Source organism: Burkholderia sp. KBS0801 (genome assembly GCF_005937855.2).
Lineage (GTDB): Bacteria > Pseudomonadota > Gammaproteobacteria > Burkholderiales > Burkholderiaceae > Burkholderia > Burkholderia ambifaria.
This window is the reverse complement of sequence record NZ_CP042178.1, coordinates 886342-901500: the sequence shown is the minus strand read 5'-3', so window position 1 is coordinate 901500 and position 15159 is coordinate 886342. Positions and strand designations below refer to the sequence as shown.

Annotated in this window: 12 protein-coding genes; 7 read left to right on the top strand and 5 right to left on the bottom strand. The window is 68.6% G+C overall.

The window, feature by feature from the left end:
- Nucleotides 1-150: 150 nt before the first annotated feature.
- Nucleotides 151-828 (bottom strand): response regulator transcription factor, encoded by a 678-nt coding sequence (locus FFI87_RS20925; RefSeq protein ID WP_138849252.1) that lies wholly within the window; start codon nucleotides 826-828, stop codon nucleotides 151-153.
- A gap of 359 nt (nucleotides 829-1187) precedes the next feature.
- On the opposite strand from FFI87_RS20925, the gene FFI87_RS20920 reads away from it, so the two are divergent.
- A complete protein-coding gene (locus FFI87_RS20920; protein ID WP_138849254.1) occupies nucleotides 1188-1679 on the top strand; it encodes a hypothetical protein in 492 nt (163 codons plus the stop codon).
- 190 nt (nucleotides 1680-1869) lie between these two features.
- Here FFI87_RS20920 and FFI87_RS20915 read toward each other — a convergent pair whose 3' ends face one another.
- Both FFI87_RS20915 and FFI87_RS20905 read right to left on the bottom strand, forming a co-directional pair.
- Nucleotides 1870-3243: a sigma-54 dependent transcriptional regulator gene (locus FFI87_RS20915; RefSeq protein ID WP_138850216.1), complete on the bottom strand. Its 1374-nt coding sequence runs from the start codon at nucleotides 3241-3243 to the stop codon at nucleotides 1870-1872.
- Between the two features lie 1009 nt (nucleotides 3244-4252).
- Nucleotides 4253-5179, bottom strand: a complete 927-nt coding sequence (locus FFI87_RS20905; RefSeq protein WP_138849256.1) for an AraC family transcriptional regulator — start codon at nucleotides 5177-5179, stop codon at nucleotides 4253-4255.
- A 181-nt stretch (nucleotides 5180-5360) separates the two neighbouring features.
- Between FFI87_RS20905 and FFI87_RS20900 the strand changes: the two genes are divergently transcribed.
- From FFI87_RS20900 to FFI87_RS20875, 6 genes are all read left to right on the top strand, one after another.
- The gene (locus FFI87_RS20900; protein ID WP_012366480.1) at nucleotides 5361-5822 is read left to right on the top strand and encodes a (2Fe-2S)-binding protein; all 462 of its coding nucleotides are present in this window, start codon (nucleotides 5361-5363) and stop codon (nucleotides 5820-5822) included.
- A 2-nt stretch (nucleotides 5823-5824) separates the two neighbouring features.
- Complete coding sequence (locus FFI87_RS20895; protein WP_012366481.1) at nucleotides 5825-8035, top strand: xanthine dehydrogenase family protein molybdopterin-binding subunit; 2211 nt, start codon at nucleotides 5825-5827, stop codon at nucleotides 8033-8035.
- Between the two features lie 402 nt (nucleotides 8036-8437).
- On the top strand, nucleotides 8438-8836 hold the full coding sequence (locus FFI87_RS20890) for a winged helix-turn-helix domain-containing protein (RefSeq protein ID WP_012366482.1): 399 nt from the start codon (nucleotides 8438-8440) through the stop codon (nucleotides 8834-8836).
- A 365-nt stretch (nucleotides 8837-9201) separates the two neighbouring features.
- Nucleotides 9202-10347, top strand: a complete 1146-nt coding sequence (gene sctQ / locus FFI87_RS20885) for a type III secretion system cytoplasmic ring protein SctQ (RefSeq protein ID WP_138849258.1) — start codon at nucleotides 9202-9204, stop codon at nucleotides 10345-10347.
- A gap of 3 nt (nucleotides 10348-10350) precedes the next feature.
- On the top strand, nucleotides 10351-11025 hold the full coding sequence (gene sctR, locus FFI87_RS20880; RefSeq protein ID WP_006755970.1) for a type III secretion system export apparatus subunit SctR: 675 nt from the start codon (nucleotides 10351-10353) through the stop codon (nucleotides 11023-11025).
- On the top strand, nucleotides 11022-11825 hold the full coding sequence (locus FFI87_RS20875; protein WP_012366484.1) for a lytic transglycosylase domain-containing protein: 804 nt from the start codon (nucleotides 11022-11024) through the stop codon (nucleotides 11823-11825). The genes sctR and FFI87_RS20875 overlap by 4 nt, the downstream gene beginning before the upstream one ends.
- A gap of 74 nt (nucleotides 11826-11899) precedes the next feature.
- Here the strand turns inward: FFI87_RS20875 and asnB are convergent, their stop codons facing one another.
- Nucleotides 11900-13867 carry an asparagine synthase (glutamine-hydrolyzing) gene (gene asnB, locus FFI87_RS20870; protein ID WP_138849260.1) on the bottom strand — a complete coding sequence of 656 codons (1968 nt, stop codon included), beginning with the start codon at nucleotides 13865-13867 and terminating at the stop codon, nucleotides 11900-11902.
- 244 nt (nucleotides 13868-14111) lie between these two features.
- On the bottom strand, nucleotides 14112-15143 hold the full coding sequence (locus FFI87_RS20865; RefSeq protein WP_006754500.1) for an EscU/YscU/HrcU family type III secretion system export apparatus switch protein: 1032 nt from the start codon (nucleotides 15141-15143) through the stop codon (nucleotides 14112-14114).
- Nucleotides 15144-15159 lie beyond the last annotated feature (16 nt).

Sequence of the window (15159 nt, the reverse complement as noted above, 5' to 3'; positions counted from 1 at the left end):
CGGAATCGGGCGGTTCGGGCGGTTCGGGCGGGTTCGGGCGGTTCCGTCGATTCCCGTCGATTCCAGCGATTTCCGGCGATTGCCGGTTCCCCCTGACGGGCCGGCGCCCACGCGGTGCCGGCCCCTGCCCGGCCCGCGCTGCTTTCGCGCTTACCCCGCGCCGACCGGCTGGCTCGCGCCCCCGCCGCCGCCAAAGCCCAGCCCGGCCGCCCGCTGGACCAGCTCGATGTCGTTGGTCACGCCGAGTTTCTTCATCGCGCTGATCTTCTGCGCGCTGACCGTCTGCTTCCCCTTGTTCAGCCGCTGCGCGATCGTCTTGATCGGCACGCCGGCCAGATAGAGGCGAATCACCTCGATTTCGCGCGTCGACAGCTTCACCGGTGGCTGGTCGTGTTCGGCGAGCGCCTCGAGTGCGCGCCGGACGAGCGGCGACAGGTAGCGCCCGCCGCTGTAGCTCGAATGGATCGCGGTGACGATGTGGCCAACATCGTCGAATTTGCTGACGAGGCTCGCGCCGCCTTGCGCGAGGATCGAGCGGAAGATCACCGGATTCTCGTTGCCGACCAGCGCGACGATGCCGACGTTCGGGCGCGAACGGCGCAGCCAGTCGAACAGCGCGAGGCCGTCCATCCGCGCGTCCTGGCCGATCGCATAGTCGACCAGCACGATGTCGCAGTCGATGCGGCCGAGCGCTTCGACCAGTTCGTCCGGGGTCCGGGAGACGCCGACGAGATCGATCGCGCACGCGTCGCCGGCAATGTGTTCCATGCCCGCGAGTGTCAGCGGCGAATCGTACGCGAAAACAGTGCGAATACTGAATTTCCCCATGCGCAGTTCCAGAAGGTTCGCCGGGCCGCGCGACGCGGAATGCGTGCGCGGCCGGATCGGCGTTGAATAACGTTCGAGATATTTTTATCTCTGACGTCATTCTAGGAAGCGACGCACGGTCGGGATATCGGACTGTGTATAGATTGGCCCGCGGGGACGTAATACGAGTTTGATATTTGCGTCGGTCCGGCCATTCGGCGGCAGGCTGAGTCGGCCGAATGGCCGACATTGCGGGCGGCGCGGGCCGCACGAACGGCCCGCAGGGTAAAATTGCGGCCTTTGCATGCCACTCCGGGCGACCGGCCGCGGGCAGCGCGCCGCTCCCGGCCGCGCGCCCGCCCGTTCGCCGCGCTTCCTCCATGACCGAATCCGATCTGCAATCCGACGACACCGCCATCCACCAGGACGGCCTCTGGCACGACAACGGCTGGACCGCCCGCATCATCAAGAACGAGGACGACGACGGCTGGGCCGTCGAGATGATCAAGGACGGCGAAGCCGAGCCCGCGCTGGTTGGCCCGTGGACGATGGGCCGCGACAAGAAGAACCCGAAGCCAATGGACGCGAACGCGTTCCGCACGCTGGTGAAGACCGCGACCGAGGTGCTGATGCGTCACGAGCAGCAGCGCCGCGCGATGCTGCACAAGGAAGTGACGGTCCAGGACGACGACGGGCAGGATGTATCGGTGACGCTCGACATCGTGCCGGACGAGTTCGAGCCGTATGCGCAACTGAAGGCGTTCGACCCGTACGGCGAGCTGCTGGCCGACGCGAAGGTGTCGGCCGGGTTCAAGCTCAACAAGGCCAGCGCTGGGCGCTGGGTCGAATCGGGCTTCGAACGGCCGGCTTGATGCGCATGGGTGGGCGCTGAGGGGCTGAGGGGCTGAGGGGCTGAGGGGCTGAGGGGCTGACGGGCTGCCTGCTGCGGGCGGGCCGACGGGCTTCGCGGGCCGACGTGCTAGCGCGCCGATGAGGTAGCGGGCCGATAAGCTACAGAGCCGACGGCCGCGCGAGGCCGCGCCGCGGCGAGCCCAATTCGCATCAACCGTGCAGACTATGCAGCCCGTGCGCGATCATCAGGCGGTACAGCGTCGCGCGCGAAATCCCGAGTTCCGCCGCGACGTCGGCATGCTGGTGCCGATGCCGCAGCAGCGTCTCCTCGATCGTGCGGCGCTCGGCCTGCCGGCGCGCCTCGGCGAGCGTCGGCGGTCGATGCGACGTGTACTGGCTCAGATCGAGATCGACGGCCGAGATCAGCGGGCCATTCGTCATCACGACCGCGAAGCGGATCCGGTTGATCAGTTCGCGCACGTTGCCCGGCCACGCATAATTGTGGATCGCCTCGATCGCACACGGCGTGAAGCCTCGAATCCGGTGCGCACCATCGTCGCGATAGCGCCGCAGCACGTGATCGGCGAGCAGCATGATGTCGCGGCCGCGCGCGCGCAGCGGCGGTTCGTCGATGCGCAGCACGCACACGCGGTAATACAGGTCCGCTCGGAACCGCCCCGCCTGCACCGCGGCCTCGAGATCGACATGGGTCGCGGACACGATCCGCACGTCCACCGGAATCGACACGCGCCCGCCGAGCCGCTCGATCTTGCCCTCCTGCAGGAACCGCAGCAGGCTCGTCTGGCTTTCGAACGGCATGTCGCCGATTTCGTCGAGAAACAGCGTGCCGCCGTGCGCGGCCTCGATGCGGCCGATCTTGCGCTGGTGCGCGCCGGTGAACGCGCCGCGTTCATGGCCGAACAGCTCGGCGTGCAGCAGCGTCGACGGGATGGCCGCGCAATTCACGGCGACGAACGGCGCATCGGCGCGCGACGAATGCTGGTGGATCGCCGCCGCGGTCAACTCCTTGCCGGTCCCGGATTCGCCGGCGATGAACACGGATGCGTCGGTGTTCGCGACCTTGCGGATGGTCGCGAACAGCCGGCGCATCGCGCCGCATGCGCCGATCATCGCCCCGCCGGGCGGCGCGGCATCGACGGCCGGTTTTTCGCTGTCCACGAGTTTCAGCATCCCGTACGCATGGCCGACGAGATAGCCGATCGTCCTGCAGGCCGTCGCATTGCACACGTAGTCGAAGCAGCACTGGCGGATCAGCCGTGCGACGGTGGCGTCGCGCAGCCGCTCGTCGTCGGCGAGCGCGACCCAGCCGATACGCGGATCGCGCAGCAGCGCCTCGAACGACGCGACGTCGGGTGACGCGAAGCCGTCGAAATCGACGATGCCCGCGTGCAGGCGGTTCGCCTTCACGAGATTGAGTGCGTCCGCAACGGATTTCGCCCGCCACACGTTCCAGCCGCGCGATGCGAGACAGTCGACGAGCCACGCATCGGGATGCTGCGACAGATAGACGAGCGGGCGCGTGAGCGCGGCAGGGCGACGCCGGCCCGGGACGAACGGCGGCATGCATGCGGCCCGTTCACCGTCGTGCGGGCCGGACAGTCTGATCGGGCAGTAATGGTTCACGGCACTCGCCTTCCCGGGTCAATCGTTTTCGACATTCACTCCCGTGGCATGCCGGCACACGGCATCCGCTTCAACGACTGAAAATGCTCGAATGGACGGGCGTTCGAGCTAGTCCAGCCAACGCCGGTATGTGTCCGGCGCAATCGATACGGCCCTGCACGACCGAAGCGGGATCGGCGTCAAGCTGACCGGCACGAACAGCGTGGCCCATCCGGATGAAGGGGCCCACTGCGGTCCACAGGTCGTCGTGCGGAAAGACAGGCGTTCCAGCACGCGCAACGCGCGGATGCCGGGAAAACGGTGGCGACGAACCCGCGACGCACGCACTGCATCGCGAGTCGTACGACATGCGGTCCGGCTACTCCAAGGATGCGCAAGGAATGCGCGGATCAAGTCATGGCTTCTGGTCTTCATCATCGTGTCCCCGAGTGCTTATTGACGAGTTGGCCACGCGCCATCCTGGTTGCGTCGGATCGACCGCTCGCCGGTACATCCAATATCGCAAGCGGCATGCCATGCGTGATTCCATCGACGGTTGCGCGTCGCATACCGTGCGCAAAGCCCGACCTATCGTCGGGAATCGCCTGTTTTGTTTCAGGAATGTATCGCGGCAACCGTCGGCAGCTTGCGCCTCGGCGCCGGCAAACCGTCTGCATATCGAAAAGGCGACGGCGCGTTATACGTGCGAGGAACATTCCCGAAGTGATATCGGTCGCGCATCCCGTCGCCGAAAACCTATCCGTGCCACGCGAGATCTACGCCGAAGGTCCGTCATTGCGCGATTTTTTTGCTCGACTTGAGCGGTCGGTCTGCATCTGGCCCGTATCCGGCCGGCAATTGCCACATCTGTCCGGTCCGCCCGCGTGGGGGATACACGCGTGAAACCGAAGTTCATGCTCGGCCCGCGGGGACTAGGGCTCATCACAACCGCAATGACCGGCGCCGCCGGCTACGTGCCGAGCAACTCCGTCTTGCGCAGATGCACGACGTCGCGCATCGGCGGTGCGCCGAACAGCCGGCTGTATTCGCGGCTGAACTGCGACGCGCTTTCGTAGCCGACTGCCGCGGCCACCGAACCGACGTCGCCACCCTGTCGCAGCAACAGCCGCCGCGCCTCGTGCAGCCGCAACTGCTTCTGGTACTGCAGCGGGCTCAGCGTGGTCACGTGCTTGAAATGATGGTGCAGCGACGACACGCTCATGTTGACCGCCTGCGCGAGCGTGTCGACGCGCATCGGCTCCGCGTAGTGATCGCGGATCCACTCGATCGCGCGCGCGATCCGGTGCGTCTGGCTGCCCGCGACGGCCATGTGCCGCAGCCGCGTGCCCTGCCCGCTCGTCATCAGCCGGTACAGCAGCTCCTTTTCGATCAGCGGCGCGACCACCGGAATATCGGCCGGCGTATCGAGCAGCCGCAACAGCCGCAGCGCAGCATCGAGCAGCGGCGGCGTCAGCTCGGCGAGCGCGATGCCCTCGCCTTCGGGGCCCGCCTCGGGCTCCGGCAACCGCATCTCGGCCGCGAGTTCGACGATGCGCTGCAGATCGAGCGTCAGCGACAGGCACAGGTACGGCGCGTCCGGCGATGCCCGCGTGACGCGCGAGAGAATCGGCAAGTCGATCGACGTAATCAGGCAGTTCTGCGTGTCGTATTCGTAAGTCTGGCCGGCCACGATCACGCGCTTCGCGCCCTGCGCGGCGATCACGAGCGCGGCGCGCGACACGCCGCAGCCGAGATCGACCGGATGCGCATGCCGGTGCAGCATCAGCGCGGGCACCGCGGTCGTGTGGGAGCCGTCCGCCGGCGCGAAACGGCCGATCAGCGACGCCAGTTCGCGCCGTCCGGATTCGCGCGACGGCGCGATATCGGTCATGTCCATGACGGATTCCTCGCTTCATTTCCCTGGATCGCGGGAGCATAGCGAATCGCTTGCCGCCGTGCCGGGGATTTGCAGGATTGTTCAATAAATTTGCAGGATTGGGTAGACGTAAAAACCGACCGTTCGCGCACACTGCCACCTGATCCGGCTCATGCCGGGTTTTCCCCACGGAGACAAAAATATGCCCACCACGTTTGTCCTGAACGGCAAGAGTGTCACGCTCGATGCCGATCCGTCGATGCCCGTCCTCTGGGCGATCCGCGAGCATGCGGGGCTGACCGGCACGAAGTTCGGCTGCGGCATGGCGCAATGCGGCGCCTGCACGGTCCACCTGGAAGGCCAGGCCGTGCGCTCGTGCGTGCTGCCGCTCGCCGGCGTCGCGGGCAAGCACGTCACGACGATCGAAGGCGTGCAGAGCAAGCCCGCGCAGGCCGTGCAGGCCGCCTGGGTGAAGCTGCAGGTGCCGCAGTGCGGCTATTGCCAGTCCGGCCAGATCATGTCGGCCACCGCGCTGCTCGAACAGAATCCGAAGCCGACCGACGCGGACATCGACGCCGCGATGAACGGCAACCTCTGCCGCTGTGCGACCTACGCCCGCATCCGGGCCGCGATCCACGACGCCGCAGCGACGCTGGGAGCCTGACCATGACGATCGAACTCGACAACCCCGATTCGGTGCGCCCGTCGCGCCGCACCTTCCTGAAGGCCGCGGGCGCCGCGGCCGCCGTCAGCCTGACGATCGGCTTCGAATGGGCCGGCCTCGGCCGCCGCGCGCTCGCCGCGACGGCGCCCGCCGCCGACTTCGCGCCGAACGCATTCCTGCGCATCACGCCCGACGGCAAGGTCACCGTGATCGCCAAGCATGTCGAAATGGGCCAGGGCGCGTATACGGGCATCGCGACGATCGTCGCCGAGGAGCTCGACGCCGACTGGTCGAGCGTGCGCGTCGAAAGCGCGCCGGCCGATGCGAAGCGCTATGCGAACCTCGCGTTCGGCACGATGCAGGGCACGGGCGGCAGCTCGGCCATGTCGAACTCGTGGCAGCAGTTGCGCGAAGCGGGCGGCAAGGCGCGCGCCATGCTCGTGTCGGCCGCCGCGGCCCGCTGGAAGGTGCCGGCCGGCGAGCTGACCACCGCCAACGGCGTCGTCACGCATGCGAAGAGCGGCAAGACGGCGGCCTACGGCACGCTGGTCGCCGATGCATCGAAACTGCCGGTGCCCGACAAGGTCACGCTGAAGCAGCCGGCCGACTTCAAGCTGATCGGCCATCGCATTCCGCGCGTCGACGGGTCGGCCAAATCGAACGGCACCGCGCAATTCACGCTCGACACCACCTTCCCCGGCATGCGCGTCGCGCTGCTGCAGCGCCCGCCGCGCTTCGGCGCGACCGTCAAGTCGTTCGACGCGACGGCCGCGAAGGCCGTGCCGGGCGTGGTCTCGGTCGTGCAGGTGCCGGGCGGCGTCGCGGTCGTCGCGACCGGCTTCTGGGCCGCGAAACAGGGCCGCGACGCGCTGAAGGTCGAATGGGACGAAGCGAACGCCGAGAAGCGCGGCTCGGACGAGATCATGCGCGAATACCGGCAGCTCGCCGCGAAGCCCGGCACGTCGGCACGCAAGGACGGCGATGCCGACGCGGCGATCGCGGGCGCCGCGCGCAAGATCAGCGCGACCTACGAGTTTCCGTATCTTGCCCATGCACCGATGGAGCCGCTCGATGCGGTCGTCAAGCTGACGGCGAACAGCTGCGAGATCTGGGCCGGCGACCAGTTCCAGACGGTCGACCAGGGCAACGCCGCCAAAGTCGCGGGCCTGAAGCCCGAGCAGGTGCGGATCCACACGCTGTACGCGGGCGGCAGCTTCGGCCGGCGCGCGAACGCGTGGTCGGACTATGTGGTCGAGGCCGTGTCGATCGCGAAGGCGCTCGGTGCGGACGGCAAGCCGGTCAAGCTGCAGTGGACGCGCGAGGACGACATCCAGGGCGGCTTCTATCGCCCGATGTACTTCCACAAGCTCGACGCAGGGCTGACGGCGGACGGCAAGCTGGTCGGCTGGCGCCACCGGATCGTCGGCCAGTCGATCCTCGCCGGTACGCCGTTCGAGGCGTTCATGGTGAAGAACGGGATCGACGCGACGTCGGTCGAGGGCGCGGCGAACCTGCCGTACGCGGTGCCGAACGTGTCGGTCGAGCTCACCACCACCAAGGTCGGCCTGCCGGTGCTGTGGTGGCGCGTGGTCGGCAGCTCGCACACCGCGTATGCGGTCGAGGCATTCGTGGATGAAGCCGCGCACGCGGCGGGCAAGGATCCGTACCTGTTCCGGCGCGACCTGCTCGCGAAGGAGCCGCGGATGCGCGCCGTGCTCGAGCTGGCCGCGCAGAAGGCCGGCTGGGATCCGGCGAAACCGCTGCCGAAGGGCCGCGGTCGCGGGATCGCGGTGGCCGAGGCGTTCAAGAGCTATGTCGCGCAGGTGGCCGAGGTGTCGGTGGACGCCGACGGCAAGGTGAAGGTCGAGCGCGTGGTGTGTGCGGTCGACTGCGGCATCGCGATCAACCCGGATATCGTCGCCGCGCAGATGGAAGGCGGCATCGGCTTCGGGCTCGGCGCGGCGCTGCACAGCGCGATCACGCTGAAGGACGGCCACGTCGAGCAGCGCAACTTCGACGGCTACCACGTGCTGCGGATGGCGGAGATGCCGAAGGTCGAGGTGCATATCGTGCCGTCGGCGGAGGCGCCGACCGGCGTCGGGGAGCCGGGTGTCGCGCCGATCGGGCCGGCGGTCGCCAACGCGATCTTCGCGGCGACCGGCAAGCGGCATTATGTGCTGCCGTTCGAGTCGGGCGATAGCGCGAAGGCTTGACGGGCGGGTGAGAAAACCGGCCGTGCGACGGGAACGTCGTGCGGCCGGGAGATTTCCCGATCAGAGTTGGGTTTAATGTAGGGTTCCGTGTCGTGTTTATCTTGCCCGATCTTGAGCAGCGCCACACTGCACTGCGGTGACCTCGTCATCGGCTCGTCCCCACGTTACGCCACCCGTAACGCCCGTAACGTTCCCGAGCGATGCTACGTAACAATCCTTCAATATTGGCCGGGCCCTTCCCGACCCCGCCGCGCGTCCCGCGTTAAAAATTCTTTTAGATTCAATGCCGGCGGGCCGCCCGCCCCGCTCCCCCCGGCCGTCACTGGCCCACACGCCCTCCCTGGCCCGGAAGTTGCGGTACATGACCCGCAAACACTCCTTTACGGACATGCGAGGGCCACCATGGATTGCAAATACCTGTACATCGACAACATAAAAATCAACTTCGTGCGCCGCACGATCGAAATCGACAACAAAATCGTCGACGTCACGCCGCGCGAATTCGATGTCGTCGAATTCCTGCTCGACAACATGAACAAGATCGTGCCGCGGCAGGCGATCCAGGAAGCGGTCTGGGGCCGCGAGCTCGGCGTGTCGTCGCGCACGCTCGACACCCATATCTCGCGCATCCGTTCGAAGCTGCAGCTCGATCACGACAAGAACCTGCGGATCATCCCGATCTATGCGGTCGGCTATCGGCTGGTGCTGTTCGGCGCGGCCATGACGCACGTCGAGCGCCACGACGCGGGGCCGATCCTGCGCGCCGCGCCGCAGTCGGCGCTGGCCGCCGATTACGCGTAACGCATAGCGGCTCACCCGCGCGCCGCCATCGCGCGGCGCGCCGGCCGTTGCGTGCCGCGCGTGCGACATGCAGCGCCCTGCGGGCCGGCACGCGTCCCTCGCCGCAAAACGAAACGAAACAACACGACCGCCGCCTCCGGGCGGCGGCCGCATTTTGCGCGGGCGACACAGCGCACGGCCACGCCGCCGCGCAACACGCTTCGTAGCACGCCGCCGCCCGCGCGGCCACCGCACACGTGCGACTACGGATTCCGGCACGGCACACGCCCGGCGCCGTCCCTACAATCGACGCAGCAGCCGCGCGCCCCGGCGCCGCCGGCCACAACAACCCGTCGAACCAACGCCGAATCCGCCCCGATCCCGCCGTGCCTGCGCTGTCCCTGACGAATGCCGACGCCGGCGACGCCGCGAACCGGGCTACGCCCGCCGCCGCCACCCCGGCCGCCGCCGCGGTCGCGCTCGACGCGTCGCCCTATCTGCCGCGCCTGTCCGCCGCCGCCGCGCGCGGGCTGTCGCACGCGTACGGCGCGACGGCTGCGGTTCCGGTCACGCTCGGCGAACACGCGTACGAGGTGCGCTGGCGCGTCGATGCCGAACCGGCCGCCGACGCGCATGCGTACCGCTTCGTCATCGGCCCGGCCGCCGGCACGCTATGGATCGATCCGCTCGCGGAACACGAGTGGCTCGGCGACGCAGCCGACCCGGCCGTGCCGGCCGTGATCCGCGCGGCGCTGCTCGCCGATCTCGCCGCGCCGCTCACCGCCGCGCTGCAGGCTGCGACGCGGCAGCGCGTGGAATTGCTGCCACCGCCCGCGAGCGTGCCCGCATGGCGCACCGCGCCGGCCGCACTGCGCTTCGAGCTGCGTCGCGCCGACGGCGCGTGGCGCTGCCATGGCGCGCTGCTGTTCGATGCGCCGGACGCGCTCGCGGTGTTCTTCGCGACGCCGGCGGCCACGCGAGCCGATACGCGCGCCGCGTACGCGGGCCTGCCGGTGCCGCTGGTGTTCGAGATCGGCCGGACCGAGCTGACGATGGCCGAGCTGGCCGACGTCGTCGGCGGCGACATCATCGCGATCGAGCACTGGCGCGCGCACGAGCAGAACCTGCTGTGCGTCGCACGGGTGCCGGCCGCGCCGGCGTGGGAAATCACCGGACGGCCGTCGGGCAACCGGCTGACCGTCGAACGAATCAGGGAGATGCCTTTGGAACCGACCCGCACCGATACCCCGTCCGCGACCACGCACGACGCGTCGGCCGACGATGCGCCGCGCTCGCTCGACAGCCTCGCGGTCGACCTGCGTTTCGAGTTGCCGCCCACGTCGATCCCGCTTGGCGAGCTCGGCACGCTGCAGCCCGGCGCGGTGATCGAACTGCAGCAAGGGATCAACCAGAGCGTGATCCATCTCGTCGCGAACGGGATGCTGATCGGCACCGGCCAGCTGATCGCGGTCGGCCAGAAGCTCGGCGTGCGCGTCGTCACGCTGACGCAGCCCGCGCCGCGCGAGCGCTGAACGATGGGCAACCTGCCGAATCCGGTCGCGCTGATCGCGGTGATCGCCGCGCTCGGCATCGCGCCGTTCGCGGCGTTGATGGTGACGAGCTATACGAAGCTCGTGGTCGTGCTCGGCCTGCTGCGCTCCGCGCTCGGCATCCAGCAGGTGCCGCCGAACCTCGTTCTGAACGGCATCGCGCTGATCCTGTCGCTGTTCATCATGGCGCCGGTCGGGATGTCGATCCGCGATGCGCTGCAGTCGCGCCACTTCGATGCATCGGGGCAACTGTCGACTTCCGATATCGGCGTGCTCGCCGATGCCGCGCTGCCGCCGATCAAGGATTTCCTGGTGTCGCATACGCGGCAGCGCGACCGCGAATTCTTCGTGCGCACCGCGACGTCGGTCTGGCCGAAAAATCGCGCGGACGGCATCAAGGACGACGACCTGCTCGTGCTGGTGCCGAGCTTCACGCTCGCCGAGTTGACCAAGGCGTTCCAGATCGGCTTCGTGATCTATATCGTGTTCATCGTCGTCGACCTGCTGGTCGCGAACATCCTGCTCGCGCTCGGGATGCAGATGATCTCGCCGACGACGATCTCGGTGCCGTTCAAGCTGCTGCTGTTCGTCGCGCTCGACGGCTGGTCGCTGCTGGTGCACGGGCTCGTGCTGTCGTACCGCGTGGCGGGGGCGGGATGAACCCGCGCGGCCCGCGCTCCGCCGTAGCGAGCCTGTGCGCGCTGGTCACGACGCTCGCACTGGCGCTCGCGTGCGCGGGCCTGCAGCCGCGCAGCGCGCACGCGGCCGGCAGCGCCGCGGGCTTCGCTCAACTCGCGCGCGCCTGTGCGCCGAACATCGATCCCGACACGCTCGCCGCGCTGGTGCGCACCGAATCCGGTTTCAATCCGTATGCGATCGGCGTGGTCGGCGGCCATCTGACGCGCCAGCCCGCGTCGCTCGACGAAGCGCGCGCGACCGCGAGCGAGCTGGCCGCGCGCGGCTTCAGCTACAGCGTCGGCCTCGCGCAGGTGAACGAGCGCAATTTCGCGAAATACGGCCTCGACGACACGACGATGTTCGAGCCGTGCCGCAACCTGCGGGCGGGCGGCGCAATCCTGACCGAATGCTTCGCGCGCTCGTCGAACACCGGCCGCCCCGCGCAGGCCGCGTTGCGCGCGGCGCTGTCGTGCTACTACAGCGGCAACTTCACGACCGGGTTCTCGAGCGGCTATGTGAGCCGGGTCGTCGCGAGCGCGCAGCGCAATGCGCGCGAAGGCGGCGTCGAGCCGATTCCGGTGGTGCGCGACGTGCCGCCGCCGGCGCGGCAGCGACGCATGGACGCGGCCGCCACCACGCCGCCCGAACGCGCGCGCCGGCTCGCGTCGCCCGCGGCATCGGCCGACGCGCCGTCGTGCCATGCGCGCCCGGTCGTGATGATGTGCCGCGGGTTGTCGGCAAGCCAGGCGAAGCGGCTGTGCGTGCGGTGTCTCGATCAGTGACCGGCGACACGACACCGGCATGACACCGGCGTGACGCGCAGGGGACATGACGCGGCACGCCGCGTCATCGCGCATCATGCGGCGCGCTGGGCCTCCAGCCACGCCTGAAACATCAGCACGGTCCACAGCTGGTGCTGCCAGTTCATCCGGCCCGACTGGTGCTGCCGCCACAGCCGCTCGACCGCCTGCGCATCGAAGAAGCCCTCGTCGCGCAGCCGCGACGGCTGCAGCAGCGCGTCGGCCCAGTCGCGCAATGCGCCGCGCAGCCAGTGATCGACGGGCGCGCAGAAGCCCTGCTTCGGCCGGTCGATCAGCGACGACGGCACGTACTGGTCCAGCAGCCGGCGCAGCAGCGCCTTCGACTGTCCTTCCGGCAAGCGCACCGACGCGGGCACGCGCCACGCGAATTCGACGACGTGATGATCGAGGAACGGCATGCGCGTCTCGAGGCTCACGGCCATCGCCGCGCGGTCGACCTTCGCGAGGATGTCGGTCGGCAGGTACGTGAGCGTGTCGATCGCCATCGCCTGCTCGGCGAAGCTCAGGTGCGCGGGCCATGCGGAAACGGTATCGAGCGGCGTCGGCGGCTCCTTCCCGGCGAGCGCGATGCGCTCCGGATGATGCACCGACGACATCAGCAGCCGGTATAGCCCGATGCGGCTCTCGGCCGTCATCACATGGCCGAGCTTGTGCAGCCGGTCGCCGATACGGGACGCCGATTCACGCGCTTCCACGCCGCTCCATGCGCCCTGTGCGACTGCCGCGAGCTGGTCCGCATGATCGGGGCGCAGCGCATGCAGCGCGGCGGCAATCCGCGCGCGCACGGCCGCCGGCACGCGATGCAGCTTGCGCCACAGGCGCGGCGTCAGGAAGTAGCGCGTGTAGCCGCCGAACAGCTCGTCGCCGCCGTCGCCGGACAGGCTCACCTTCACGTGCCGGCGCGTCAGCTCCGACACGAGGAAGGTCGGGATCTGCGACGCATCGGCGAACGGCTCGTCGTAGATCGTCGGCAGTTTCGGCACGACGCCGAGCGCATGGTCGGCCGTCACGTAGAGTTCGGTATGCCGCGTGCCGAGATGGCGCGCGACCGCCTTCGCATAGCCGGCCTCGTCGTAGCCGGCCTCGTGAAAGCCGATCGTGAACGTGTCGACGGGGTTCGTCGACTGCGCCTGCATCAGCGCGACGATCGCCGACGAATCGATCCCGCCCGACAGGAACGCGCCGAGCGGCACGTCGGCTTCCATCTGCCGCGCGACGGCCTGACGCAGGATCGCGTCGAGCTGCCCGACGGCCTCGTCGGCGCTGCCTTCGAACGGCCGCTCGCGGCCCGCCTCGATCGCCTGCTCGAGCGACCAGTACGCGCGCACGGGCGGCGTGTCGCGCGCATGCTCGAACTGGATGAAGGTGCCTGGCGGCAGCTTGCTGATGCCGCGATAGATCGTATGCGGTGCGGGCACGCTCGACTGGCGCAGGTACAGGCACAGCGCGTCGCGATCGATCGTGCCGTCGAAGCCCGGATAGCCGCGCAGCGCCTTCAGCTCCGACGCGAACACCAGCGCGTCGCCGATCCGGCCGTAGTAGAGCGGCTTCTCGCCGATGCGGTCGCGCGCGAGCGTCAGCACCCGCGACGCGCGATTCCACAGCGCGAACGCGAACATGCCGGTCGCGCGCCGCAGCGTCGCCTCGACGCCCCACGCGACGATCGCCGCGATCAGCACCTCGCTGTCGGAGTGGCCGCGCCACGCCGGTGCGCGACCCGCGCGCTCGAGCTCCGCGCGCAACTCGCGATGGTTGTAGATTTCGCCGTTGAAGACCATGACGTAGCGGCCGCACGCGGATGCCATCGGCTGCCGGCCATGGACCGACAGATCGACGATCGCCAGCCGCCGGTGGCCGAGCGCGATACCGGCTTCCGGGTCGACCCAGAGGCCCTGCCCGTCCGGCCCGCGATGCGCGAGGCTCGTCGTCATTCGCGCGAGCGTGCCGCGCGCTGTCTCCTCATCGAAGGCGACGCTATTCAAAAAGCCGTCGATTCCGCACATTTGATTTGTCTGCCCCTGTTGACCTGTCCCGTCAGCGGCGGCGCGACTTCGCGGCCCGCCGTCCCACTGACGGTCGAGCCATATTACGAAGAAATAAATCAGCAATAATTCATGGGTGAATGTGAGACGAGCCTGGAAAAAAAACGGCGTCAAGCGCGGCGGGCGCGACCGGCTGGCCGAGAAGCAGGACCACATCGCAGCGAAGCGCGCAGGCCGGCGCTCCGGCCCCGATACCTGGCCCGCGTCAGGCAGCGCCTGTCGCCCACTTCAGCAACTGCGCGACCTCGCGGAAATGCTGCTGCTGGATCGTGCCCTTTTCAGGCGTGCTGTCGTATAGCGCATGCGCGAGGCCGGCGTTCGCGAGCGTCGGGCGCAGCGCGTCGCGCGCGAGCCGCACGATCCGTTCGGCCGCCTCGCCCTCGCCGCGCGCGAGCACCCACGGCAGCGTGCCGATCCCGCCGTAGTAGAGCGCGACCGCGACGCTCGACGAATAGACGACCACCGACGCGAAGCCGATCCGGTCCTGCAGCGACGAGAACTGCGCTTCGCGCGCGAGCTGCCGGCGCTTCGCCTCGATATGCGGGTCGCCTTCGTCTTCCTTGTGCTCGCGCCGCACTTCCTCGATCGACATCTTCATCTTCTGATTGAACTCGTGCCGCTGGTGCACGATGTCGATCAGCGCCATCACGATATAGATCAGCGCGGCCCAGCCGAACAGCAGCATCAGCAGCTTCACGATCAGCGCGAGAATCGACATCGGCCGCGTGAAGCCGGACTGCACCGACGGATCGAGCGACTCGACGATCAGCCAGCCGAGCGTCGCCGCCAGCAGCACGGTCTTCAGCAGCATCTTCGCGAGGTTCACGAGGTTGCGCATCGACCACATGTTCTTCAGCCCCTCGGCCGGGTTGAGCCGCGACAGCTGCGGCACGAGCCGGCTCCACGCCATCACGCCGCCCACCTGCACGAAGCCCGCGAGCAGGCCGGCCAGCAACCCGGCCGCGACGATCTGCGCGGACAGCATGGCCCAGTCGCGCGCGGCGCCGTCGATCAGCGCCGCGAGCCGCGCGGACGGGTCGGCCGCGCCGGCCGCGTCGAACACCAGCCGGAACAGCGCCTGCAGCCGCGCGAACAGCGTGCCGAGCCCCACCGCGAGCGCGACGCACACGCCGACGAAGAACGCCGACGAGATCGTCTCCGCGCTCTTCGGCACATCGCCTTTCTGGCGTGCCTCGCGCAAGCGCTTCGCGGTCGGCTTCTGGTCCTTTTCGGCCATGGTCGCTCCGGCTCCG